Annotated in this window: 19 protein-coding genes; 10 read left to right on the top strand and 9 right to left on the bottom strand. The window is 67.1% G+C overall.

Features of this window, described 5'->3' with window-relative positions; all coding sequences use genetic code 11:
- Nucleotides 1-8: 8 nt before the first annotated feature.
- Nucleotides 9-674, bottom strand: coding sequence for a heme exporter protein CcmB (gene ccmB, locus OR37_RS06645; RefSeq protein ID WP_004617310.1), 666 nt, complete (start codon nucleotides 672-674; stop codon nucleotides 9-11).
- Entirely contained in the window at nucleotides 671-1,285 is a 615-nt protein-coding gene (ccmA, locus tag OR37_RS06640; RefSeq protein ID WP_004617308.1) for a heme ABC exporter ATP-binding protein CcmA, read from the bottom strand. Before ccmA ends, ccmB begins: the two co-directional genes overlap by 4 nt.
- Before the next feature lie 183 nt (nucleotides 1,286-1,468).
- Between ccmA and acnA the strand changes: the two genes are divergently transcribed.
- The 3 genes from acnA to OR37_RS06625 all read left to right on the top strand — a co-directional run bounded on the left by acnA (nucleotide 1,469) and on the right by OR37_RS06625 (nucleotide 6,040).
- Nucleotides 1,469-4,156, top strand: coding sequence for an aconitate hydratase AcnA (gene acnA, locus OR37_RS06635; RefSeq protein WP_004617306.1), 2,688 nt, complete (start codon nucleotides 1,469-1,471; stop codon nucleotides 4,154-4,156).
- A 252-nt stretch (nucleotides 4,157-4,408) separates the two neighbouring features.
- The gene (locus OR37_RS06630) at nucleotides 4,409-5,095 is read left to right on the top strand and encodes a DUF1223 domain-containing protein (protein WP_054508522.1); all 687 of its coding nucleotides are present in this window, start codon (nucleotides 4,409-4,411) and stop codon (nucleotides 5,093-5,095) included.
- 609 nt (nucleotides 5,096-5,704) lie between these two features.
- Nucleotides 5,705-6,040 (top strand): DUF2794 domain-containing protein, encoded by a 336-nt coding sequence (locus tag OR37_RS06625; RefSeq protein WP_004617302.1) that lies wholly within the window; start codon nucleotides 5,705-5,707, stop codon nucleotides 6,038-6,040.
- A 25-nt stretch (nucleotides 6,041-6,065) separates the two neighbouring features.
- Here OR37_RS06625 and OR37_RS21285 read toward each other — a convergent pair whose 3' ends face one another.
- Nucleotides 6,066-6,386: a hypothetical protein gene (locus tag OR37_RS21285; RefSeq protein WP_085953259.1), complete on the bottom strand. Its 321-nt coding sequence runs from the start codon at nucleotides 6,384-6,386 to the stop codon at nucleotides 6,066-6,068.
- Nucleotides 6,387-6,571: 185 nt separating this feature from the next.
- Nucleotides 6,572-7,321: a Bax inhibitor-1/YccA family protein gene (locus OR37_RS06615; protein WP_004617298.1), complete on the bottom strand. Its 750-nt coding sequence runs from the start codon at nucleotides 7,319-7,321 to the stop codon at nucleotides 6,572-6,574.
- A gap of 191 nt (nucleotides 7,322-7,512) precedes the next feature.
- Here OR37_RS06615 and OR37_RS06610 point away from each other — a divergent pair, with 191 nt between their 5' ends.
- On the top strand, nucleotides 7,513-8,565 hold the full coding sequence (locus OR37_RS06610; protein WP_004617296.1) for an aldo/keto reductase: 1,053 nt from the start codon (nucleotides 7,513-7,515) through the stop codon (nucleotides 8,563-8,565).
- Between the two features lie 14 nt (nucleotides 8,566-8,579).
- The gene (gene thpR / locus OR37_RS06605; RefSeq protein ID WP_004617294.1) at nucleotides 8,580-9,116 is read left to right on the top strand and encodes an RNA 2',3'-cyclic phosphodiesterase; all 537 of its coding nucleotides are present in this window, start codon (nucleotides 8,580-8,582) and stop codon (nucleotides 9,114-9,116) included.
- On the opposite strand, the gene OR37_RS06600 is transcribed toward thpR, so the two are convergent.
- Nucleotides 9,113-9,925 carry an undecaprenyl-diphosphate phosphatase gene (locus tag OR37_RS06600; protein WP_004617292.1) on the bottom strand — a complete coding sequence of 271 codons (813 nt, stop codon included), beginning with the start codon at nucleotides 9,923-9,925 and terminating at the stop codon, nucleotides 9,113-9,115. The two genes, thpR and OR37_RS06600, sit on opposite strands and share 4 nt — an antisense overlap.
- 229 nt (nucleotides 9,926-10,154) lie before the next feature.
- Between OR37_RS06600 and OR37_RS06595 the strand changes: the two genes are divergently transcribed.
- Both OR37_RS06595 and gltB read left to right on the top strand, forming a co-directional pair.
- Nucleotides 10,155-11,603: an NAD(P)-dependent oxidoreductase gene (locus OR37_RS06595; RefSeq protein ID WP_004617290.1), complete on the top strand. Its 1,449-nt coding sequence runs from the start codon at nucleotides 10,155-10,157 to the stop codon at nucleotides 11,601-11,603.
- 19 nt (nucleotides 11,604-11,622) lie between these two features.
- Nucleotides 11,623-16,146: a glutamate synthase large subunit gene (gene gltB, locus OR37_RS06590; protein WP_004617288.1), complete on the top strand. Its 4,524-nt coding sequence runs from the start codon at nucleotides 11,623-11,625 to the stop codon at nucleotides 16,144-16,146.
- A 183-nt stretch (nucleotides 16,147-16,329) separates the two neighbouring features.
- Here the strand turns inward: gltB and OR37_RS06585 are convergent, their stop codons facing one another.
- Entirely contained in the window at nucleotides 16,330-16,764 is a 435-nt protein-coding gene (locus OR37_RS06585) for a PaaI family thioesterase (RefSeq protein ID WP_004617279.1), read from the bottom strand.
- A gap of 116 nt (nucleotides 16,765-16,880) precedes the next feature.
- Between OR37_RS06585 and OR37_RS06580 the strand changes: the two genes are divergently transcribed.
- Both OR37_RS06580 and OR37_RS06575 read left to right on the top strand, forming a co-directional pair.
- The gene (locus OR37_RS06580) at nucleotides 16,881-18,494 is read left to right on the top strand and encodes a cisplatin damage response ATP-dependent DNA ligase (RefSeq protein ID WP_004617278.1); all 1,614 of its coding nucleotides are present in this window, start codon (nucleotides 16,881-16,883) and stop codon (nucleotides 18,492-18,494) included.
- 45 nt (nucleotides 18,495-18,539) lie between these two features.
- Nucleotides 18,540-20,297 (top strand): ATP-binding protein, encoded by a 1,758-nt coding sequence (locus tag OR37_RS06575; RefSeq protein ID WP_004617276.1) that lies wholly within the window; start codon nucleotides 18,540-18,542, stop codon nucleotides 20,295-20,297.
- 60 nt (nucleotides 20,298-20,357) lie between these two features.
- Here the strand turns inward: OR37_RS06575 and OR37_RS06570 are convergent, their stop codons facing one another.
- A complete protein-coding gene (locus tag OR37_RS06570; protein WP_004617274.1) occupies nucleotides 20,358-21,524 on the bottom strand; it encodes a DegT/DnrJ/EryC1/StrS family aminotransferase in 1,167 nt (388 codons plus the stop codon).
- A 140-nt stretch (nucleotides 21,525-21,664) separates the two neighbouring features.
- Here OR37_RS06570 and OR37_RS06565 point away from each other — a divergent pair, with 140 nt between their 5' ends.
- Entirely contained in the window at nucleotides 21,665-22,651 is a 987-nt protein-coding gene (locus OR37_RS06565; RefSeq protein ID WP_004617272.1) for a mechanosensitive ion channel family protein, read from the top strand.
- A gap of 74 nt (nucleotides 22,652-22,725) precedes the next feature.
- Here the strand turns inward: OR37_RS06565 and OR37_RS06560 are convergent, their stop codons facing one another.
- On the bottom strand, nucleotides 22,726-22,959 hold the full coding sequence (locus OR37_RS06560) for a hypothetical protein (protein WP_004617270.1): 234 nt from the start codon (nucleotides 22,957-22,959) through the stop codon (nucleotides 22,726-22,728).
- Nucleotides 22,960-23,100: 141 nt separating this feature from the next.
- Nucleotides 23,101-23,754 carry a fructose-6-phosphate aldolase gene (fsa, locus tag OR37_RS06555; protein ID WP_004617268.1) on the bottom strand — a complete coding sequence of 218 codons (654 nt, stop codon included), beginning with the start codon at nucleotides 23,752-23,754 and terminating at the stop codon, nucleotides 23,101-23,103.

Genomic DNA, 23,754 nt, shown 5'->3' with positions numbered 1-23,754 from the left:
GCCGGACCCTAATCCAACGCGTTGCGGCAGGCCGCCGCCATGGCCAGCGGCGACAGCGCCACCGCGCCGACGCAATAGGCCAGCAGCAGCAGCAGGCCGCCGGTCCACGGCAGACCGGCGCCGTAGCCGTCCAGCGCTCCGGCGCCGAAGATCACCGGCGGGGCGAACAACGGCAGGACGATCACCGCCACCAGCAGGCCGCCGCGCTTGCTGCCCAGGGCCAGAGCCGCGCCCAGCCCGCCCAGGAAGGCGAAGGCGAGACCGCCGGCCAGGGCGCATAGCACCAGCAGCGGCATGACCTTCGGCTCGGCGCCCAGCATCAGGGCCGCGACGGGCGCCGCCAGGGCCAAGGGCGCGCCGCTCGCCAGCCATTGCGCCAGGCACTTGGCCACGGCGACGGCCTCGAGCGGCGCCGGACCCAGGGCCAGCAGGTCCAAGGTTCCGTCCTCGTAATCGCGCTCGAACAGGCGCTCAAGCGACAGAAGAGCGGCCAGGGCCAGGGCGAGCCAGGCGATGCCCGGCGCGATGGCGGCCAGGCGCTCGGGCGCGCGGCCGGACGCCATCGGCAGCAGCACGACGACGCAGGCATAGAAAGTCAGGGCCAGCAGCGGGCCGCCGCCCCGTCCCCAGGCCAGGGCCAGCTCGCGCCGGAGAAGAACGCCGAACGCCTTCATTGGCCGATCTCCACGGACCTTGCGGGGATCGGCAAGGGATCGTGCACCGAGGCCAGGATCATCCCGCCAGCGGCCAGATGCTCGGCCATCACCGCGCCGAACGCCTCGCGCTGAGCCGCGTCCAGCGGGGCCATGGGCTCGTCCAGCAACCACAGCGATCGGGGGCTGGCGGCCAGTCGCGCCAGGGCGAGGCGCCGCCGCTGCCCGGCCGACAGCCGGCGGACCTCCAGGTCCAGCAGGCGCGGCAGATCGAAGCGCTGGGCGGCCGCGCGGGCGGACTCTTCGGTCCCACCCGTCCACAGGGTCTGGAAGCGCAGTTCCTCCCAGGCCGTGCGGCTGGACTTCAGACCGTCCTGGTGGCCCAGCATGTGCAACTGCTCGGCGCGCGCCGTGTCGGCCTCGATCGGCCCCTCAGCGGTCTCGAAGGCGATCGACCCCTCGGCCGGGCGCAGCAGGCCGGCGACCGCGCGCAGCAGGCTGGTCTTGCCGGCGCCGTTGCGTCCGACCAGGACCGCCGCCTCGCCCGCCCGCAAGGTCAGATTCAGGCCCGAGAACAGCCGCCGCTCGCCGCGCGAAATGGCGAGTTCCTGAATGAGAACAGCTCTCAACACGCCAAGACCCCGCGCGCGACATGGACGTTGCTTTCCAGCGGCGCTAAGAAGCGCGCGGTCGTCCCCCTCCAGTCGTTTTGGGTGGTACGCGGCGCGGAGGCGGAACCTGTGTGTCCCCTTCGATCAGCGCGTGATCCCGGGAGTGGTTTTCGGGCGACCGTGGACAGAGAAGGAATCCCCATAATGGCGTCTGTGGACAGCCTCAAAGCCCGCCGCGAGCTTTCGGTCGGCGGCAAGTCTTACGTCTATTACAGCCTTCGCGCCGCCGAGGAAGCCGGTCTGGCCGGAACTTCGTCGTTGCCGGTCTCGATGAAGGTGCTTCTGGAGAACCTGCTGCGCAACGAGGACGGCGTCTCGGTTAACGAGGACGACCTCAAGGCCGTGGCGGCCTGGCTGCAGAACAAGGGCAGCGTCGAGCACGAAATCAGCTTCCGCCCGGCGCGGGTGCTGATGCAGGACTTCACCGGCGTTCCCGCCGTCGTCGACCTGGCCGCCATGCGCGACGCCATGGTCGCCCTGGGCGCCAACCCGGCCAAGATCAACCCGCTGAACCCGGTCGACCTCGTCATCGACCACTCGGTGATGGTCGACAACTTCGGTAATCCCAAGGCCTATGACGATAACGTCAAGCGCGAGTACGAGCGCAACATCGAGCGCTATCGCTTCCTGCGCTGGGGTTCGTCGGCGTTCAACAACTTCCGCGTCGTGCCGCCCGGCACCGGCATCTGCCACCAGGTGAACCTGGAGTATCTCGCTCAGACGGTCTGGACCAACGAGGTCGACGGCGCCGAAGTCGCCTATCCCGACACCGTCGTCGGCACCGACAGCCACACCACCATGGTCAATGGCCTGTCGGTCCTGGGCTGGGGCGTGGGCGGCATCGAGGCCGAGGCCGCGATGCTGGGCCAGCCGATCCCGATGCTGATCCCGGAAGTCATCGGCTTCAAGCTGACCGGCGCCCTGCCGGAAGGCGCGACGGCCACCGACCTGGTGCTGACCGTCACCCAGATGCTGCGCAAGAAGGGCGTGGTCGGCAAGTTCGTCGAATTCTACGGCGACGCCCTGGCCAACCTGACCCTGGAAGACCAGGCGACCATCGCCAACATGGCGCCGGAATACGGCGCGACCTGCGGCTTCTTCCCGATCTCGGCCGCCACCGTGGCCTTCCTGAAGGGCACCGGCCGCACGGCCGAGCGCGTCGCGCTGGTCGAGGCCTACGCCAAGGAACAGGGCCTGTGGTGGGAGCCCGGCGTCGCCGAGCCGACCTTCACGGACACCCTGGAGCTCGACCTGTCGACCGTTCAGCCGTCGCTGGCCGGTCCCAAGCGTCCTCAGGACCGCGTTCTGCTGGCCGAAGCCGCCGCCAAGTTCGCCGAATCGCTGACGGGTGAATTCGGCAAGGCCGAGCACCCCGAGCTGCGCGCCCCCGTCGAGGGTGAAAACTTCGACGTCGGTCACGGCGACGTGGTCATCGCGGCCATCACCTCGTGCACCAACACCTCGAACCCGTCGGTCTTGATCGCCGCCGGCCTGCTGGCCAAGAACGCGGTCGCCAAGGGCCTGAAGACCAAGCCGTGGGTGAAGACCTCGCTGGCCCCCGGCTCGCAGGTGGTCACCGACTACCTGGCCAAGGCCGGTCTGACCAAGCACCTCGACGCCCTGGGCTTCAATCTGGTCGGCTACGGCTGCACCACCTGCATCGGCAACTCCGGCCCGCTGCCGGAAGCCATCAGCAAGACGATCAACGACAACGATCTGGTCGCCTGCTCGGTGCTGTCGGGCAACCGCAACTTCGAAGGCCGCGTGAACCCGGACGTCCGCGCCAACTACCTGGCCTCGCCGCCGCTGGTGGTGGCCTACGCCCTGGCCGGCAGCCTGAAGATCGACCTGGCCACCCAGCCGATCGGCCAGGACAAGAAGGGCAACGACGTCTACCTGAAGGACATCTGGCCCTCGAACGAGGACATCGCCGCCCTGCAGCGCAAGGCAATCAACGAGAAGATGTTCGCCAGCCGCTACGGCGACGTCTTCAAGGGCGACAAGAACTGGCAGGGCATCAAGGTGACCGGCGGCCAGACCTACGCCTGGGAAGCCGATTCCACCTACGTTCAGAACCCGCCCTACTTCCCGAACATGTCGATGACGCCGGCCCCGGTGACCGACATCGTGGAGGCTCGGATCCTGGCCGTGTTCGGCGACTCGATCACCACCGACCACATCAGCCCGGCCGGCTCGATCAAGACCTCCAGCCCGGCCGGCAAGTTCCTGATCGACCACGGCGTCCAGCCGGTGGACTTCAACGGCTACGGCGCTCGTCGCGGCAACCACCAGGTGATGATGCGCGGCACGTTCGCCAACATCCGGATCCGCAACAAGATCACGCCGGACATCGAAGGCGGCGTGACCAAGCACTTCCCGACCGGCGAAGTGATGCCGATCTACGACGCGGCGATGAAGTACCAGGAAGAAGGCCGTCCGGCGGTCGTCTTCGGCGGCAAGGAATACGGCACCGGCAGCTCGCGTGACTGGGCCGCCAAGGGCACCAAGCTCCTGGGCGTCCGCGCGGTGATCTGCGAAAGCTTCGAGCGCATCCACCGTTCGAACCTGGTCGGCATGGGCGTGCTGCCGCTGCAGTTCGTGCAGGACGGCTGGCAGAAGCTGGAGCTGACCGGCGAGGAGATCGTCTCGATCCGCGGCCTCACCGACCTGGCGCCGCGCAAGCAGCTGATCGTCGAGCTCTATCGCCCGACGGACGGCCGCATCGCCCGCTTCCCGGTGCGTTGCCGCATCGATACGCCGACCGAGCTGGAATACTTCAAGAACGGCGGCGTCCTGAACTACGTGCTGCGCAACCTGGCCAAGGCCGACTAAGCGCGGGCGTCAGACGCCAAACAAAGGCGGCCGGCTTCCTCGCGGAGCCGGCCGTTTTCATTCCGAAAGCGGCTGACAACGATGTCGCGCCGTTTTCTCCTACGGACCATCGCCCTTCACGGCCTCGTGAACGGCTATCTGGAGCGTTCTTGGCTTAAGTGACCCGCAATGCGTAAGGCCGTCCTCTCCCTGCTTTGCCTGGCCCTGTCCGGCGTCACGGTTCCCGCCGCCTGGGCCCAACCCGCGAAGGGAATGGCGTCCAAGGGCGCGGCCGCGAAGGTCGTTCCGGCCCACGCCAGGGCGCCGGTGGTGGTCGAGCTGTTCACGGCCCAGGGCTGCTCGTCCTGCGGCAAGGCCAATCAGTTGGCGGCGGATTTGGCCCAGCGCGACGGCGTGCTGGCCCTGACCTATTCGGTGGACTACTGGGACTATCTCGGCTGGAAGGACACCTTCGCCAAGCCGATCTTCGCCGAACGCCAACGCGCCTACGCCAAGAAGTTCGCCCTGCGCGACGTGCCGACGCCTCAGATGGTGGTAGGCGGCCGCGTCCAGGCTTCGGGGACCAAGGCCGAGGCCGTCGAGGATCTGATCAAGTCCACCGCCAAGACGCCGCTCAAGGCGCCGGACATGCAGCGGCTGGGCGTCAACCGCGTCGCGGTGGGCGCGGGCGCGGTTCCGCGCGGCGGGGCCGAGGTCTGGCTGGTGCGATACGATCCGCGCGAGCAGGACATCGCCGTCAAGCGCGGCGACAATAAGGGTCAGACCCTGGTCCACCGCAACGTGGTGCGTGAACTGGTCAGGCTGGGGCCCTGGGCGGGCAAGCCCAAGCTCTATCGGCTGCCGGCGGCTTCGGACGCCGACCTCTCGACCGTCATCCTGTTGCAGGGCGCTAAGGGCGGCCGGATCCTGGGCGTCCTGGCGCCGCCCGTCGAACATTAGGCTTTCCGGGCCAGCGCCTCGTCAGAGCGAGCCGCGCGATGCTCCAGACATGCAAAAACCCGCACGGCGGGAGGGGGGAGGCCGTGCGGGTTCCTTTCGCATGTCGGCGATGACGTCCGTGACCGGGCGGGCTGGGGGGGCTGGACAGGAGCCCGGTCCGTCTTCGTCGACACTGTTGTTATCGACCCGCAACCGGGCGAGGGATCGACCAAACCGAGGTCGTTTCGGGGCGGGTCATGGCCAAGATACGGCGGCTTGGCCGTTGCTTCCCATTCTTCGCGCCAACGAAAAAGCCCGCGCGGTGGGGGGAAATCCGCGCGGGCCTCTTAGGGGAGGGGATATGGAGTTTGTCGGCTGACCGGCCCGCGATCTGGGGGGCTGGGGGGGCTGTTCAGGATCCTGGACCACAGGGTGTCCGATCAGCCGACATTGGTTTTATCGACCCCTAAACAGGCGGGCGAAGGACCGAAATAAGGTCGTTTCGGGGCGACCATTGCCGGCGCGTGTCATTTCTGATCCCCGTGACCGCGGGGACACGGATCGACGCATCCTGGCCCCAATCTCGGTGCGCGCTGTTCCAATCGTCCGATTTGGGACTAGATTCGACGCATGGCCCTGGACACCCAGCCCACGCCTCCGGTCGGGGGCGTCGTCTTTTTCGAGCGTCGCGAGCTGGACCAGCTGATGCGGCTCTACGGCCGAATGGTCGCGGCCGGGGAATGGCGCGACTACGGCATCGCCGGACTTTCGGATAGCGCGGTGTTTTCCATCTTCCGGCACGCGGCGGAGGCGCCGCTCTATCGTGTCGAGAAGCGTCCGGCCTTGGCGCGAAAGCAGGGCGCCTGGGCGGTGATCGGCCAGGGCGGCCAGATCCTAAAGCGCGGCCACGAGCTGACTCAGGTGCTGCGGGTGTTCGAGAAGGGCAAGTTCTCGGTCGTCGACTAGACGCTCAAGCTGAATTTGACGCGCTCTAGAACGAGAACCCCAGCTTGGCCCCGACGAAACGGCCCTCGGTGTTATAGCCCCGCGCCTTGCCCAGGCCGCTGTCGTCGGCGCTGGGCTGAATGCCGCACAGAACGCCAACGCCGCCCGAGACGCCGCCGGCGCTCCGCTCGATGGCCGTGCGAGCCACGCCGCGCGGCAAGGGCGCTGGGGCTTGGGCGTAGCGCAGCGGAACCGGTGAGATCGGCTTCGATAGCTCAGGGCGCAAGGATAGCATCGGAAGGGTTGGCGGCGCCTCGACGGCGGGCGCGGCGGCGGCGAGCAGGGCCAGGGTCTCGATCAGCATCATGTCCTCGTCAGTCCCCAGGGCTCCAATCTGGGCTCGCGCATCCGCCGCGTCGAGACGTCGGCGAAGAAAAAGCCCCGGTGGTTTCCCACCGGGGCTCCGTCGTCGCGAACCTCGACTGGCTCTAAACTTTTGATTTAACGCCATTTTTATCCGATCTGATGGGATCAATCAGATCGGAAAGGGCTCTAGCGGCGATTGCCCATGATGCTGAGCAGGAATTGGAAGAGGTTGATGAAGTTGATGTACAGCTGCAGCGCGCCGAAGTTGGTGGCCACGCCCTGGGCGACGGTGTCGCCGCCGATGGCGTAGTAGGTCATCTTCAGGCGCTGGGTGTCGTAGGCGATCAGACCCGCGAAGATCAGCACGCCCAGGATGTTGACCATGAACATCAGCGTCCCGCTGTGCAGGAACATGTTGACGATCGAGGCGATCAGCAGGCCCCACACGCCCATGATCAGGAAGCTGCCGAAGCCGGTCAGGTCCTTCTTGGTCGTGTAGCCCACCAGGCTGAGGCCGCCGAACGCCGCCGCCGTCACGAAGAAGGTCGAAGCGACCGACTCGCCCGTGTAGCGCAGGAAGACCGTGCCCAGCGAGGCGCCGATCAGGGTGACGATCGTCCAATAGAGCGCGCCCGCCGTCTGAGGCGTCGGGTTCCGCAGGGCGAAACCGGCGATCAGCAGCAGCACGATCGGCGCGAAGGCCACGACCATGTACAGCGGGGTCAGGCCGACCAGAACGCCGCCCTGAGTGATAAACATCAGGTCGCGCACGGCCGGGACCGACGAGGTCACGTAGGCCAAGGCCCCGGACAGGACGAGACCCAGCGCCACCTTGTTGTAGACGCCGAGCATGAATTTGCGCAGGCCGGCGTCAACCGACATGTCGGCGCGATCCGCCGGGATCGAGCGCGCATAGCCGCGGTTGAAGTCGTTCATCGAATAAGCCCTTGAGCTAGGCGTCCACCATGGACGCGTCCTGAATATCGGTTGTCGCGAGCGTGCGCGCAATCCCTGGCGAAAAAGTGTTCATGGTATGCATTCGTCAAAACGAACGCCTGTTCGCCCCGGCTTGCGGGGAGCTATCCGCCGCCCTTACAAAGCTTGCCAAAGAGCACGAGGGGACGTCGATGGAATACGCCAAGCTGGGTCGCACGGACGTGTCCGTGTCGCGTTGCTGCCTGGGGACCATGACCTGGGGATCGCAGAACAGCGAGGCCGAGGCCCACGAGCAGATGGACTACGCGCTGTCGCGCGGGGTGACGTTCTGGGACACGGCGGAAATGTATTCCAGCCCGCCCAATCCGGAGACCCAGGGACGGACGGAGTCCTATATCGGCACGTGGCTGGAAAAGACCGGCAAGCGGCATGAGATCGTGTTGGCCTCCAAGGTCGCTGGACGCGGCTCGGCTTTCGGCGGCCTGACCTGGATGCGCAAGGATGGGGCGACGACCCGCCAGACCCGCGCCCAGATCGACGAGGCCGTCGAGGGTTCGCTGAAGCGACTGAAGACCGACTATCTGGACCTCTATCAACTGCACTGGCCCGACCGGCCGGTGCGGGTGTTCGGCGGCCAAGTCTTCAAGGACTACGAGCAGGATTACGAACGGTTCGGCGATATCCTGGAGGCGCTGGACGCCCACGTGAAGAAGGGCTCGATCCGCCATGTCGGCGTTTCGAACGAGTTCCCGTGGGGCGTGATGCGCTTCCTGTCCGAGAGCGAAACCCGGGGTCTGCCGCGCATCGCCTCGATCCAGAACGCCTATCACCTGGCCAACCGCACCTTCGAATACGGGCTGGCTGAAATCGCCATGCGCGAGCAGGTGGGTCTGCTGGCCTATTCGCCGCTGGCCCAGGGGCAGCTGACCGGAAAGTACCTGGACGGCGCCGCCCCCGAGGGCTCGCGCAAGGCGCTCTACAACCGGATGCAGCGCTACGAGGGGCCCGGCGCGCTGGAAGCCTTCCGCGCCTATGTCGATCTGGCCAAGGCGAACGGCCTCGACCCGGCCCAGCTGGCCCTGAAGTTCTGCGACGCGCGCCCGTTCGTGACGGCCACGATCATCGGCGCCACCTCGATGGCTCAGTTGAAGACCGACATCGACGCCTTCGACCTCAACTGGACCGACGAGCTGGAGACGGCCGTCAACGCGATCCACGCCCGCCACCCCAATCCCTGCCCATAGGCGTTCAAGTCGGCATGATCCGCCTTTTCACCGCCATCGCCATTCCGCCGGAGATCGGCCAGGGCCTGCTGCCGCGTCAGCACGGGATCGAGGGCGCGCGCTGGCGGCCGTTGGAGGCGTTCCACATCACCCTGCGGTTCGTCGGCGATGTTCAGGAGCCCGCGGCCGACGACTTGGACGAGGCGTTGGCGGAGATTTCGGCCCCGGCCTTCGATCTGGAATTGGCGAGGGTTGGGCATTTCGGCGAGGGCGCCGACATCCACGCCGTCTGGGCGGGGGTGGAGGACAGCGCGCCGCTGCGCCGGCTTCAGAAGGCCCACGAGAGCGCGGCGCGCGCGGCGGGTCTCAAGCCAGAAACTCGAGTCTACACGCCCCACGTGACCTTGGCCTATCTGAAGAAGCCGGCCGTCCCCGAGGTGGGAGCCTGGATCCAGACCCATAACCTGCTGCGGTCGCCCACCTTCCATGTCGACCGGTTCGGTCTCTATTCCAGCTGGCAGACGAGCGCGGGCTCCGTCTACCGGCTGGAAAGGGAGTATCCGCTGCTCTAAACCGGCCAATGGTGGGTGTACATCAGGGCCAGGCCGGCGACGCCGACCGCGATCCGCCACCAGGCGAACGGACCGAAGCCGCGCTTGCTGACGAAGTCCAGCATGTACTTGACGACCACCAGACCAGACAGGAACGAGACGACGAAGCCAATCGCCACCAGGCTGATATGGCCCGCGTCGAAGGCGTGGCGGTTCTTGTAGACGTCCAGGGCGAAGGCCCCGACCATGATCGGGATGGCCATGAAGAAGCTGAACTCGGCGGCGGCGCGGCGCTCGATGCCGAACAGCATCGAGCCGACGATGGTCGAGCCCGAGCGCGAGACGCCGGGCACCAGCGACAGGCATTGGAACAGGCCGACGATCAGCACCTTGTGCAACGGCAGGGCCATGGCGTCGTGATCGACGGCCGGCGGGGCCGTCTTGTCGACGACCAGCAGGATGATCCCCCCGACCAGCAGCGACCAGCAGATGATCAGCGGGCTTTCGAACAGGAACGACTTGATGATGTCGTGCAGCAAAAGCCCCGCGATGAAGGCCGGGATTACCGCGATGAGCACGCTGAGCGCGAAGCGGCGCGCTTCGGGTCGGGTCGGCAAGCCGATCAGCACGTTCCAGAGGCGGTGAAAATACAGCGCCACGACCGCCAGGATCGCGCCCAGCTGGATCAGCACGATGAAGGTGTCCCAGGACGGATCCTTCAGGCCCATCAGTTCCTTGGTCAGCAGCAGGTGGCCGGTGGAGGAGACGGGAATGAACTCCGTCAGCCCTTCGACCAGACCCAGAATGATGGCGTTCAACCAATCCGGCATTTTCTCGGCTCCATACCCCGTGCTGGCGTGCGCCTGACACGGTAAACAGGTCGTAAATCCACAAATTTGACTATTTCGACCCCGTCTTGCGACTCGTTCTCAATGGTTGGCTTGGTGGAGGCCATATATAAGTCTATAAATTTGACCAACGCATTCTTCTTGCCCCAAAGAGTCCGTATGAGCCCTGCTTGAGCAATTTTTCTCCTTTGGGAGCGCCGAGGAACGTCGCATGGCCGAGCGGATGCTGAAATTCACGACGGTGGCCCGCAAGACGCCCGAGAAGCGCGCGGCGGACCAGCGCGCGGGCGACTTCCACGAGATCTATGCCGACTTCATCGACGCCAAGGCGACCGAGCAGGCTTCGCGCTGCTCGCAGTGCGGCGTGCCGTTCTGCCAGACCCACTGCCCGCTGCACAACAACATCCCCGACTGGCTGCGGATGACGGCCGAGGGCCGCCTGGAAGAAGCCTACGCCCTGTCTCAGGCGACCAATTCGATGCCGGAGGTCTGCGGCAGGATCTGCCCCCAGGACCGCCTTTGCGAGGGCAACTGCGTCATAGAGCAGTCTGGTCACGGCACGGTGACGATCGGTTCGGTCGAACGCTACCTCACCGACAAGGCCTGGGAGAACGGCTGGGTGAAGCCGCTGGTCGCCGGCGAGCCGCGCGGCCAGTCGGTCGGCATCGTCGGCGCGGGACCCGCCGGCTTGGCCGCCGCCGAGAAGCTGCGCGAGGCCGGCTATGAGGTCACCGTCTATGACCGCCACGACCGCGCCGGCGGCCTGCTGATCTACGGCATTCCCGGCTTCAAGCTGGAGAAGGACGTCGTCGAGCGCCGCACCCGGCGCCTGGCCGCTGGGGGCGTCGTGTTCAAGCTGGGCTTCGAGGTCGGCAAGGACGCGACGCTGGAAGACTTGCGGGCCCGGCATGACGCGGTGCTGATCGCGGTCGGCGTCTACGCGGCGCGCGACCTGACCGTGCCGGGCGGCGGCAGCAAGGGCGTCGTGCCGGCGCTGGACTATCTGATCGCCTCCAACCGCCTGAACCTGGGCGACGCCGTGCCGGCCTTCGAATCGGGCGAACTGAACGCCGAGGGCAAGGACGTGGTCGTGGTCGGCGGCGGCGACACCGCCATGGACTGCGTGCGCACGGCCATCCGCCAGGGCGCCAAGTCGGTCACCTGCCTCTATCGCCGCGACAAGGCCAACATGCCCGGCTCGATGCGCGAGGTCGCCAACGCCGAGGAAGAGGGCGTCACCTTCGAATGGCTGGCCGCGCCGCGCGCTCTTTCGGGCGAAGCCGAGGCGGTCTCGGGCGTCCGCGCGATCCGGATGCGCCTGGGCGCGCCGGACGCCTCTGGCCGCCAGAGCCCCGAGGAGATCCCCGGCGGCGACTTCGATCGCCCGGCCCAGCTGGTTGTCAAGGCCTTGGGCTTCGAGCCCGAGAACCTGCCGGAGGCCTGGTCGGCGCCGGACCTGAAAGTCACCCGCTGGGGCACGGTCAAGGCCGATGTCCGCGACCAGATGACCAATCTCGACGGCGTGTTCGCCGCCGGCGACATCGTGCGCGGCGCGTCCCTGGTCGTCTGGGCGATCAAGGACGGCCGCGACGCGGCCGACGCCATCGACCGTTACCTGCGCGCCAAGATCGGCGCGCCCGCGCTGATCGCGGCGGAATAGGAAAGAGGACCGAAGACCCATGAGCGAGATGGACCTCTATCTGAAGAACCGCCAGGCCCTGATCGACGGCCACGCCTATGACCCGACCACCGAGCGCGACGCCTGCGGGGTCGGCCTGGTCTGCGCCATCGACGGCCAGCCGCGCCGCGAGGTCGTCGAGCTGGCGATCAAGGCCCTGAAGGCGCTCTGGCACCGGGGCGCGGTGGACGCCGACGGCAAGACCGGCGACGGCGCCGGCGTGCTGGTCAGCGTCCCGCAGGACTTTTTCGTCGACCAGGTGCGCCGCACCGGCCACGCGCTTCGTCCCGGCCCTATCGCCGTCGGCCAGGTCTTCCTGCCGCGCACGGACCTGGGCGCCCAGGAGGCTTGCCGCACGATCGTGGAAGCCGAGGCGTTGCGGTTCGGCTTCTACATCTATGGCTGGCGCCAGGTGCCGGTGGACACGTCGGTGATCGGCGAGAAGGCCAACGCCACCCGTCCGGAAATCGAGCAGATCATGCTGGCCCCGCCGGCCGGGCTGGAGGGCGAGGCCCTGGAGCGCGCCCTGTTCCTGTGCCGTAAGCGCATCGAAAAGCGCGTCCACGGCCAGAACATCAGCGACTTCTACATCTGCTCGTTCTCGGCCAAGTCGCTGATCTACAAGGGCATGTTCCTCGCCGAACATATCGACGAGTTCTATCCCGACCTGAAGGACGAGCGCTTCGCCGCCGCCGTGGCGATCTTCCACCAGCGCTACTCGACCAACACCTTCCCGCAGTGGCGACTGGCCCAGCCGTTCCGGATGCTGGCCCACAACGGCGAGATCAACACGATCAAGGGCAACATCAACTGGATGAAGTCCCACGAGATCAAGATGGCCGCCCAGGCCTTCGGCGAGTTCGGGGATGACGTGAAGCCGGTGATCCAGCCCGGCGGCTCGGACAGCGCCAACCTCGACAACACCTTCGAGGTGCTGGTGCGCGCGGGCCGCGACGCGCCGATGGCCAAGGCCCTGCTGGTCCCCGAGGCCGCCAATCCGAAGATGAAGGACGCCCACAAGGCGCTCTATTCCTATTGCAACGCCGTGATGGAGCCCTGGGACGGTCCGGCCGCCCTGTGCGCCACCGACGGCCGCTGGGTCGTGGCCGGCAAGGACCGCTCGGGGCTGCGGCCGCTGCGCGTGGCCTATACCGACGACGGCCTGGTGATCATGGGCTCGGAAGCGGGCATGTGCGGCGTCGAGGAAAGCCGCATCACCCGCAAGCTGGCCATTTCGCCGGGGCGGATGCTGGCCATCGACCTCGCCGAGGGCCGTCTCTACGACGAAGAGGCCATCATCGACGAGCTGGCCGGTCGCCACCCCTACACCGAGTGGCTGGGCAACATGGTCGATCTGGAAAAGCAGATCGGCCCCGGTCCCGAGCCGCGCAAGTACGGCCGCGAGGAGCTGACGCGCCGCCAGGCCGCCGCCGGCTACAGCCTCGAGGACCTTGAAATGATCCTCGCGCCGATGGTCGAGGAGGGCAAGGAAGCCGTCGGCTCGATGGGCGACGACACGCCGCTGGCGGTGCTGTCGGAGAAGTACCGTCCGCTGAGCCACTATTTCCGCCAGAACTTCAGCCAGGTGACCAACCCGCCGATCGACCCGCTGCGGGAGACCGGCGTGATGAGCCTGAAGACCCGCTTCAAGAACCTCGGCAACATCCTGGCCCAGGACGCCGCTCAGGCGGATGTGTATGTGCTGGAAAGCCCGGTGCTGACCACCGGCATGTACGAGCGCATCCACGGTCTGCTGGGCGAGAAGAACGTCGCGGTCATCGACTGCACCATGCCCTTGCCCGCGCCCGAGGCTCGAGCCGGCGACGCCTTGCGCGCCAATCTCGACCGCATCCGCGCCGAGGCCGAGGACGCCGTGCTGCGCGGCTGCGGGGCCATCATCCTGACCGATGAGCACAGCGCCGAGGACCGCGTCGCCCTGCCGATGATCCTGGCCACCGGCGGCGTTCACGCCCACCTGGTCGCCAAGGGCCTGCGCAGCTACGTCTCGATCATCGTCCGCTCGGCCGAGTGCCTGGATACCCACTATTTCGCCGTGCTGGTCGGCGTCGGGGCCACGGCGGTCAACGCCTATCTGGCCCAGGAAAGCTTCCAGGATCGCCTGGAGCGCGGCCTGGTCGGCGACAAGACGCTGCGCGACGTCTGCATCAACTTCAAGACCGCGATCGAGGGCGGGCTGCTGAAGATCATCTCCAAGATGGGGATCAGCGTCATCTCGTCTTATCGCGGCGGCTACAACTTCGAGGCCGTCGGTCTTTCGCGCGCCCTGGCGGCGGAATTCTTCCCCGGCATGCCCTCGCGCATCTCGGGCATCGGTCTGGCCGGCATCGAGAGCAAGACCGTCGAGCTGCATCGCAAGGCCTGGGGGACGCCCGCCGTCACCCTGCCGGTCGGTGGGCTCTACAAGGCGCGTCGCTCGGGCGAGGCCCACGCTTTCGAGGCGCGGCTGATGCATACCCTGCAGACGGCCTGCGACACCGGCGATTACGAGCTCTATCGCCGCTGGTCCAACGGCCTGCGCACGCAAAAGCCGATCCAGCTGCGCGACCTTTTGGACTGGCGCTCGGACCGCAACCCGATCTCGACCGACGATGTCGAGAGCGTCAACGAGATCCGCAAGCGCTTCGTGACCCCAGGCATGAGCCTGGGCGCGCTGAGCCCCGAAGCGCACGGCGCCTTGAACATCGCCATGAACCGCATCGGCGCCCGCTCGGTCTCGGGCGAGGGCGGCGAGGACAGCGCGCGCTACAAGCCGCTGCCGAACGGCGACAATCCCAACAGCGCCATCAAGCAGGTGGCCTCGGGGCGCTTTGGCGTCACCGCGGAGTACCTGAACCAGTGCGTCGAGCTGGAGATCAAGGTCGCCCAGGGCGCCAAGCCCGGCGAGGGCGGCCAGCTGCCCGGCTTCAAGGTTACGGAAATGATCGCCCGCCTGCGTCATTCGACGCCCGGCGTGATGCTGATCAGCCCGCCGCCGCACCACGACATCTACTCGATCGAGGACCTGGCCCAGCTCATCTATGACCTGAAGCAGATCAATCCGATCGCTCGGGTCACGGTGAAGCTGGTGGCGGCCACCGGCATTGGCGCTATCGCGGCCGGCGTGGCCAAGGCCAAGGCCGACGTGATCCTGGTCGCCGGCGGCGTCGGCGGCACCGGCGCCTCGCCCCAGACCTCGGTCAAGTACGCCGGCGGTCCGTGGGAAATGGGCCTGTCGGAAGCCAATCAGGTTCTGACCCTGAACAATCTGCGACACTCCGTCGTGCTGCGCGCCGACGGCGGGATGCGGACCGGCCGCGATATCGTCATCGCCGCCATGATGGGCGCCGAGGAGTTCGGCATCGGCACCGCCTCGCTGGTGGCGATGGGCTGCATCATGGTGCGCCAGTGCCATTCCAACACCTGCCCGGTCGGCGTCTGCACTCAGGACGAGGCCCTGCGCGCCAAGTTCACCGGCACGCCGGACAAGGTCATCAACCTCTTCACCTTCGTCGCCGAAGAGGTACGCGAGATCCTGGCGGGCCTGGGCTTCCGGTCCCTGCAGGAAATCGTCGGCCGCACCGACCTGCTGGCCCAGGTCAGCCGCGGCGGCGAGCATCTGGACGACCTCGACCTGAACCCGCTGCTGGTCCGCGCCGATCCGGGCGCGAATAAGCCCTACTGCACGGTCGAGGGTCGCAACGCGGTGCCGGACACCCTGGACGCCCAGATCGTCCGCGACGCCGCCCCGCTGCTGGAGCGCGGCGAGAAGATGCAGCTGACCTACACGGTCCGCAGCACGGCCCGCACCATCGGCACGCGCACCTCCAGCCATATCGTCCGCAAGTTTGGCATGAAGGGCCTGCCGTCCGGCCACCTGACCGTCCAGCTGAAGGGGTCGGCGGGCCAGAGCCTGGGGGCCTTCGCGGTCCAGGGCCTGCGCATCGAGCTGACCGGCGAGGCCAACGACTATGTCGGCAAGGGTCTGTCGGGCGCGACGATCGTGATCAAACCCGCGCGCGGCCTGGCGGCCCCGGAAACCAACACCCTGATCGGCAACACCGTGCTGTTCGGCGCCACCTCGGGCCGGCTGTTCGCGGCGGGCCAGGCGGGCGAGCGCTTCGCGGTCCGTAACTCCGGCGCCACCACGGTGGTCGAGGGCTGCGGGGCCAATGGCTGCGAGTACATGACCGGTGGCCAGGTGGTGATCCTGGGTCCGACCGGCGGCAACTTCGGCGCGGGCATGACCGGCGGCATGGCCTTCGTGTTCGACCAGCACGACCGCTTCCAGGACAACATCAACCCGGACAGCATCGTCGTGCAGCGCCTGGCCTCGCCCTACTGGGAAGGCGTGCTGCGCTCGCTGATCGCCGAGCACGCCCGCGAGACGGACTCGGTCTTCGCCGAGACCCTGCTGCGCGACTGGGATCGGGCGCGGGGCCAGTTCTGGCAGGTCTGCCCGAAGGAGATGGTCAGCCGCCTGCCCCAGCCCCTGACCGCTCAGCAGCCGGTCAACGAACGCGCTTAGAGCCTGTCCGCTTCAAATGGAATCATTTGAAGCGGATAAACAGACTCTAAATTCAGATATTTAGAGCGCGTTCGAGCGGTTTAACCGCTCACACTTAAACCTAACGCGCTCTAGGCGTAGGGTCGCCCTCCGGCCGCGTCTAGGAACCTCGCCCCGAGCCAGTCGAGGGGCGAGGTTTTCGTTTCACGCCGCCGCCTTCGCCGCCTGGACCTTGAACGTCGCCCGAGCGCGGGCGATCGGCTGGCCATCGGCGCGCACCGTCGCTTCGGCGAAGCAGATCGAGCGGCCCAGCTTGACGAAATCGGTGTCGAACTCGAGCCATTGGCCCAGCTTGGCCGACCCCAGATAGTCCAGCGTCAGCGAGACGGTGACGAGCCCGGCGGATTCTCGCCCGTCCCCGGCCAGGCTCACGCCCAGCGATAGGCCCATGGCGTTGTCGGCCATCGCGGCCAGAAAGCCGCCGTGCGGCATGTTCCGCGAATTGCAGTGCTCGGGCCGCACGCGGACGCCCAGGATCAGCCGGTCCGCGCCCGGCTTGGCGTAAAGCGGCTCCCACGGATCCGTCAGGGGGCTCTTGCGGACGTGGGGCGAGAAACCTTCGGGCAGCGCCTGGTCCATGACCGCCTCGCGAATTCAAACATCTGTTTTAATCTAGCATCGACAAGCGACTTGCGCGAGAGGTCGGGTCCGCCCGTTATGAAGCGGCTGAACGAAAGGAGATCGCTCGACATTCCATGTCCATGCGCGCCTTCGCCCATCTGCTCGACCGGCTGTCCCTGACCACGTCGCGCAACGCCAAGCTGACCTTGATCGGGGACCACCTGCGCCAGACGCCGGACCCCGATCGCGGCTATGCCCTGGCGGCGCTGACCGGCGCGCTGTCGTTCAACGCCGCCAAGCCAGCCTTCATTCGCAAGGCGGTCGAGGCGCGGATGGACGCCCAACTGTTCGCCTGGTCCTACGACTATGTCGGCGATCTGGCGGAGACCGTCGCCCTGGTCTGGCCGTCGAGGCCAGGCGCCAATCGGCCGCCGGAGCTGTCCGAGGTGGTCGAGGCTCTGCGTTCGGCGTCGCGCGCCGAGGTCCCGCGTCTGATCGAGGGCTGGCTGGACGCCCTGGATCCGGACGGGCGCTGGGCGCTGCTGAAACTGATGACCGGCGGGCTCCGGGTTGGCGTTTCCTCCCGCCTGGCCAAGCAGGCCTGCGCCCAGTTCGGCGGTGTCGAGATCGGCGAGATCGAGGAGGTCTGGCACGCCCTCGAACCGCCCTATGGCGATCTCTTCGCCTGGCTTGAAGGTCGTTCCGAACGCCCTTCGTCCGACGCCCCCGGGCGGTTCCGGCCCGTGATGCTGGCCCAGCCGATCGACGAGGCCGTCGATTTCGCCAAGCTGGATCCGGCCGACTATGTCGCCGAATGGAAGTGGGACGGCATCCGCGTTCAAGCGGTGTCCGAGCGGGGCGAGCGGCGGCTCTACAGCCGCACCGGCGACGACATCTCGGCCGCCTTTCCGGACGTCGTCGAGGCGATGGACTTCGAGGGAGCGATCGACGGCGAGCTCCTGGTGCTGCGCGACGGCGCCCTGGCCCCGTTCGGCGACCTGCAGCAACGGCTGAACCGCAAGACCGTCGACGCCAAGCAACTGGCCACTTTTCCCGCCGGCGTCCGGGCCTATGACCTGCTGCTGGACGGCGAGGTCGATCTTCGAGGCCTTCCCTTCGTCGAGCGCCGATCACGGCTCGAGGCGTTCGTGGGCCGGCTGACGGCGCCGCGCATCGACCTCTCGCCCCTGCAGCCCTTCGACAGCTGGGAGGAACTGGCCGCCCTGCGCCTGGAACCGCCCGAGGGCGACGCCCGCCTTTCGGAGGGCTTGATGCTGAAGCGCCGCGACAGCGTCTACGAGCCCGGCCGCCCGAAGGGTCCGTGGTTCAAATGGAAGCGCGACCCGCGGCTGATCGACGCGGTGCTGATGTACGCCCAGCGCGGTCATGGCAAACGATCCAGCTTCTATTCCGACTACACCTTCGGCGTCTGGCGCGAGGACGAGCAAGGGCGGCGGAGCCTGACGCCGGTCGGCAAGGCCTATTTCGGCTTCACCGACGAGGAGCTCAAACGGATCGACAAGTTCGTTCGCGACCATACGGCGGAGCGTTTCGGCCCGGTGCGCTCGGTTCGCGCCGACCAGGATTTCGGCCTGGTGTTCGAGGTGGCTTTCGAAGGCCTGCAGCGCTCGACTCGGCACAAGTCGGGCGTAGCCATGCGCTTTCCGCGCATCCACCGCATTCGTTGGGACAAGCCGGCGCGCGAGGCCGACGAGCTCAAGACGCTGGAAGCGATGCTGGACGCTTGAGCGATGTTCACGTCTCCTTTGCCTGTCCGGCCTAAGGAAGAGGCGATGAGTGCGTCCTTACCGTCCGTGTTGGCCGTCTTGCTTCCGCACCTGCGGATCAATGCGAAGGAGCGCTACCGCCAGGCCTATTCGCGCGTCGGACTGACGGTTCTGCTGAGCTGGGCGCTGGGTCTTATCGGACGCCTAGACCTGATCCCGCTGTGGCTGACCGCGAGCCTGTCGGTCCAGGCGCTGGAGTTCGTGGCGGTTCGGCCTTTCGCCAAGGGCGGGTTGCCCAAGCATCATCTGGCGGCGCGGGTCGTCCTGATGTTGGCGTCGATGTTGTCGATGGCCGTCGTTCACGCCGGCGCGGCGCTGATCTTTTGGCGAAGCGGCCAGCCGCCGCTGATGGCCCTGGCCGTGATGGTGCTGATCGGGGGCGCGCTGAACAACGTCGTCTCGGGAGTCGACAGCCGTCCGCTATTTTATCTGGGCTTCACCCCCTACGCGATCGGCCTGGCGGCGACGCCGTTTCTGATGCCGCAGGCGACGCGCGGCCAGGGGGCCATTCTCGCCGTGTCGGTGGGCTTCATGATCCTGGCGCTGCACACGATCTGGATGCGTATGCACCACCAGCGTCGCGCCCTGTTCGCGGCCCGCGAGGAAGCCGACCGGCGGCGCGTGCAGACCGAAGAGGCGCTGTCGGAACGCACCGCCATGGCGGCTATCGTCAGCCACGAGCTGCGAACGCCGCTGTCCGCCATCGTCGCCGGCGCCCAGCTGATCCGCGGCGGCGCCAGTCCCGTCCAGACCCAGGCGACGGCCAACCTGATCTTCGACGCCGGACAGCTGATGACCGGTCTGCTGACCGACATGCTCGACCAGGCCAAGATCGAGGCCCGCGCCATGAGCCTGGAAGAGCGCGATTTCGACGTGCTGGGGGCCATCCGGGACGCGACGCGCTTCTGGACCGCCAACGTCAAGGCCAAGGGCCTGGCCCTACGCGATCCTCCCGGCGAACAGCCGTCGATCTGGGTGCGCGGCGATCCATTCCGCCTGCGTCAGATCCTCAACAACCTGCTGTCCAACGCCATCAAGTTTACCGAGCGGGGCGTGATCGAGGTCCGACTGACCGGCGAGACCGTCGGCGACGCCAAGGTTCGCGTCGTCATCGAAGTCGAGGACAACGGTCCCGGAATCAGCCCCGAGGCCATGGACCGGCTCTTCACGCCCTACGCCCAGGCCTCCCAGGAAACAGCGCGGACCTATGGCGGCACCGGCCTTGGGCTGACGGTGAGCCGGCAGCTGGCGCGCCTGATGGGCGGTGATCTGGAGGCCTGTCCGGCCGCCGCCCGGGGCGCGGTGTTTCGCCTGACCCTGGTTTTGCCCATCGGGCGGGAAGAGGCCGCGCCGCGCTCGGCGGATGAGGGTCCGGCCCTGGCGCCGTCGGTCGGCGACCTGCGCGTCCTGGCCGTGGACGATCACGAGATCAATCGCCGGACGTTGGCGCTGGTGCTGGAGCCCCTCGGCGTGACGCTCACCACCGCGCCCGACGGAAACGAAGCCCTGGAGCGGCTCGAGGCGCAGGCCTTCGACGTGGTGCTGATGGACGTCAACATGCCGGGGTTGGACGGCCGCGAGGCCACCCGACGCCTGCGGGCCGGCAAGGGCCGCAACCACGACATTCCCGTCATCGGCTTCAGCGCCGGCGTGGCCGCCGATGAGGTCGAGGCTTGCCGGGCCGCGGGCATGACCGACTGGCTGGCCAAGCCGCTCGACATCGCGGCGCTCTACGCGGCCCTGGACCGCGCGCGAGCGGGTTAGAGCGCGTTAGGTTTAAGTGTGTGGGGTTAAACCGCTCGAACGCGCTCTAAACATTTGTATCTAAAGCCTGTCCGCGAAAGCGCGAATGGCGTCGATGATCCGCGCCTGGTCGGCTTCGGTCAGGTAGGGGTGCATCGGCAGGGCCAGCACCGTCTGGGCCTTGGCCTCGGTCACGGGCAGACCGCCCGCGCCGCGCGGATAGCCGGCATAGGGCGCCTGGGCGTGCATCGGCACGGGATAATAGACCGCCGTCGGAATGCCTTGGGCCTTGAGATGCGCGGCCAGGCCGTCGCGGTTCTGGTGCTCGATGACATACTGCGCCCACACCGAAACGCCGCCGTCGATCACCGTCGGAGTCGCGATCACCGCGCCCTTCAGGCCCTCGGCATAGCGCTGGGCGACGACTTGGCGCAGGTCGATTTCCTCGGCGAAAATCGCCAGCTTCTCGATCAGGATCGCCGCCTGCAGGGTGTCCAGGCGCGAGTTCATCCCGATGCGGGTGTTCAGGTATTTCGGGTCGTGGTCGAAGGTCCGGCCTTGCAGGTCCGGGCCGACCGCCTTGCCGTGAACGCGATAGCTGTCCATCAGGTCCCAAAGGGTCTGATCATTGGTCAGCACCGCCCCGCCGTCGCCATAGCCGCCCAAAGGCTTGGCCGGGAAGAAGCTGGTGGTGGCGACATCGGCCCAATGCAGCGGATGATGGCCGTTCAACGTGCAGCCGAAGCCTTGGGCGCTGTCGGCGATCAGCTTCAGGCCCTCGCGATCGCAGATGGCCTTGATCGCCGGATAGTCGGCGGGCTGGCCAAACAGGTCGACCGCGATCACGACCTTCGGGGTCAGTTTGCCCTCGGCCTTCACCCCGGCGATGGCGGCGTCCAGCTTGGCGGGGTCGAGGTTGAAGGTGTCGGGCAGGATGTCGACGAACACCGGCGTGGCGCCGACCCAGGGCGCGACCTCGGGCGTCGCGGCGAAGGTGAAGGACGGGCAGAATACAGCGTCGCCCGGACCGATGTCCCAGGCCATCAGCGGCAGGGCGATGGCGTCGGTGCCATTGGCGCAGGACAGGGCCAGCTTGGCTTGGCCGAACGCCGCCAGCTTGGCTTCGAACTCTCGAACCTGCGGGCCCATGACATAGGCGCCGCTGTCCAAAACCTTGGCTATGGCGGCGTCGATCTTGTCGCGGATTCGGCGCTGCTGCGCGGCGAGGTCGATGAAGGGCATGGTCATGGCGCCACGCTCTAGTGGGCGTTCATGACGAATTCGAGCCAATTGATGTAACCGACTGTTTCCCCCAGACGGGGCAAGCGGAACCATGGCCGCGTCGCCGCCGTTGACCGAACGGCGCGGGGGCGCCAATCGAGGCTTTCATGCAGACCAAACCCAGCGTCATCCCGCCGGACGCCGCCTTGCCGTCCATCGCCAAGATCAAGGCCGATGAAACCATGCTCGGGCACTTCCTCGACTGGTTGGGCAAGCTCGCGGTGAATCTGGTGGTGGCGGGCCTGATCCTGGTCCTGACCTTCTGGCTCGCCGGCTGGGCCGCGCGGTTCATGCGTCGCACGCTGGCGCGCGTGCATCGCAACGCGCCCGATCCCACCTTGGAGAGCTTCAGCGCCTCTCTGGCGCGCTACGCCGTCATCGCCATGGGCCTGGTGGCGGTGCTGCAGCAGCTCGGCGTGCAGGCCACCTCGATCATCGCGGTGCTGGGCGCGGCCTCGCTGGCCATCGGCCTGGCGCTGCAGGGCGCGCTTTCGAACGTCGCGGCCGGGATGATGATCCTGCTGTTCCGCCCCTATCGCGTCGGCGATGTCATCGAGACCTCGACCCGCCAGGGCACGGTCAAGTCGCTGGACCTGCTGTTCACCGAGATCGCCACGTTCGACAACGTCAAGGTGATGATCCCCAACAGCAAGGTGTTCGGCGACGTCATCCTGAACTATTCGACCCATCGGCATCGTCGGGCCGACGTGCTGTTCAAGGTTCCGCTGAAAACCGATCTGGTCGCCGTGCTCAAGCGGCTGCGCGAACGGGCCGAGAATGATCCGCGCATCCGCAAGGAACCGGCGGTGATGATCGAGGTGACCGACCTGTCGGAGGCCTACGCCCAGGCCGCGATCCGCGCCTGGACCGCGTCCGCCGACTTTGGCCCGGTCAAGACCGACCTGATGCTGGCCGCGCATCTTCTGACGGAGGACCCCTCGCGCGACGACCTGCCGCCGCCGCGCCCGACCAAGGCCAAGGATCCCTCGCCAGCCATGCCGGGCGAGGGCGAGCACCACCTGCTGAATCTGATCAAGACGCGTCGGGCTCGGAAATCGGCGCCGGCGTCGCCTCGAGCTCGGCCGAAGGCCTGACCGCTAAAGGCTCTAAATCAAATGTTTAGAGCGTGAGATAAGCTGAAACCGGTTCCCACTTTCAGCCTCACGTTCTAGGCGCTGCCGGCCGTGCCTCTTTGGTTCAGCCACTCGCTGGCGAACTTGTGGCTCAGGCCGGCGTCCTCGAACACCACCTTGCGAAGCTGGCCCAGAAGCTCGGGCGTGTCGTGCACGATCACGAACGGGAAGCCGTTGGCCGAGAGAAAGCCCTGCAGGAAACGCGAGAAACGGTCGGCCTCTTCGGGACCGGCCAGGCGGACCTCGGTTTCTGCGGCGTTCGGAACCATCGGCTTGGCCCTCTGTGGACGGACCAAGCTGTAACGCATGAGTTCGCGTTTGCGAACCAGCTTCGCTTTAGCGAAATAAACTGTGATCACCTATTCGCGCTTCGGGCGAGCCTCCTTCGGCACGCCCTCGCTCGCGCGGCCCTACAGGATCGACTGGCCGGTCGAGGCCCAGTCCTTCAGGAACTGCTCCAGGCCCTTGTCGGTCAGCGGGTGCTTGTAGAGATCGCCGAACACGGCCGGCGGGATGGTGACGACGTCGGCGCCCACGATCGCGGCTTCCTTCACGTGGCCGGCGTTGCGCACCGAGGCCGCGAGGATTTCGGTCTCATAGCCGTAGTTGTCGTAGATCGCGCGGATGTCGCGGATCAGGTCCATGCCGTCGAAGCCGTAGTCGTCCAGACGGCCGATGAACGGCGAGACGAAGGTCGCCCCGGCCTTGGCGGCCAGCAGGGCCTGGGTCGCGGAGAAACACAGGGTGACGTTGGTCTTGATCTCTTCGTCGGCGAAGGCGGCGCAGGCGATCAGGCCATCGCGGGTCAGCGGGATCTTCACCACCACGTTCGGGGCGATGGCGGCCAGCTTCTTGCCTTCGGCGATCATGGCCTCGGCGGTGGTGGCGGCCACCTCGGCGCTGATCGGACCCGGGACGAGGTCGCAGATCTCGGCGATCACCTCCAGCATCGGCCGGCCCGACTTGGCGATCAGGGTCGGATTGGTGGTCACGCCATCCACCAGACCGGTCGAGGCCAGGTCGGCGATGACCTTGGTGTCGGTGCTGTCGAGGAAGATCTGCAT

This window comes from Caulobacter vibrioides OR37, assembly GCF_000372645.1.
GTDB lineage: Bacteria > Pseudomonadota > Alphaproteobacteria > Caulobacterales > Caulobacteraceae > Caulobacter > Caulobacter vibrioides_E.
This window is presented reverse-complemented; position numbering and strand designations above follow the sequence as displayed.

Coding starts and splice junctions, on each gene's coding strand:
- ccmB (WP_004617310.1), bottom strand. CDS start 674: ATGAAGGCGTTCGGCGTTCTTCTCCGGCGCGAGCTGGCCCTGGCCTGG.
- acnA (WP_004617306.1), top strand. CDS start 1,469: ATGGCGTCTGTGGACAGCCTCAAAGCCCGCCGCGAGCTTTCGGTCGGC.
- OR37_RS06630 (WP_054508522.1), top strand. CDS start 4,409: ATGGCGTCCAAGGGCGCGGCCGCGAAGGTCGTTCCGGCCCACGCCAGG.
- OR37_RS06625 (WP_004617302.1), top strand. CDS start 5,705: ATGGCCCTGGACACCCAGCCCACGCCTCCGGTCGGGGGCGTCGTCTTT.
- OR37_RS21285 (WP_085953259.1), bottom strand. CDS start 6,386: ATGATGCTGATCGAGACCCTGGCCCTGCTCGCCGCCGCCGCGCCCGCC.
- OR37_RS06615 (WP_004617298.1), bottom strand. CDS start 7,321: ATGAACGACTTCAACCGCGGCTATGCGCGCTCGATCCCGGCGGATCGC.
- OR37_RS06610 (WP_004617296.1), top strand. CDS start 7,513: ATGGAATACGCCAAGCTGGGTCGCACGGACGTGTCCGTGTCGCGTTGC.
- thpR (WP_004617294.1), top strand. CDS start 8,580: ATGATCCGCCTTTTCACCGCCATCGCCATTCCGCCGGAGATCGGCCAG.
- OR37_RS06600 (WP_004617292.1), bottom strand. CDS start 9,925: ATGCCGGATTGGTTGAACGCCATCATTCTGGGTCTGGTCGAAGGGCTG.
- OR37_RS06595 (WP_004617290.1), top strand. CDS start 10,155: ATGGCCGAGCGGATGCTGAAATTCACGACGGTGGCCCGCAAGACGCCC.
- gltB (WP_004617288.1), top strand. CDS start 11,623: ATGAGCGAGATGGACCTCTATCTGAAGAACCGCCAGGCCCTGATCGAC.
- OR37_RS06585 (WP_004617279.1), bottom strand. CDS start 16,764: ATGGACCAGGCGCTGCCCGAAGGTTTCTCGCCCCACGTCCGCAAGAGC.
- OR37_RS06580 (WP_004617278.1), top strand. CDS start 16,881: ATGTCCATGCGCGCCTTCGCCCATCTGCTCGACCGGCTGTCCCTGACC.
- OR37_RS06575 (WP_004617276.1), top strand. CDS start 18,540: ATGAGTGCGTCCTTACCGTCCGTGTTGGCCGTCTTGCTTCCGCACCTG.
- OR37_RS06570 (WP_004617274.1), bottom strand. CDS start 21,524: ATGACCATGCCCTTCATCGACCTCGCCGCGCAGCAGCGCCGAATCCGC.
- OR37_RS06565 (WP_004617272.1), top strand. CDS start 21,665: ATGCAGACCAAACCCAGCGTCATCCCGCCGGACGCCGCCTTGCCGTCC.
- OR37_RS06560 (WP_004617270.1), bottom strand. CDS start 22,959: ATGGTTCCGAACGCCGCAGAAACCGAGGTCCGCCTGGCCGGTCCCGAA.
- fsa (WP_004617268.1), bottom strand. CDS start 23,754: ATGCAGATCTTCCTCGACAGCACCGACACCAAGGTCATCGCCGACCTG.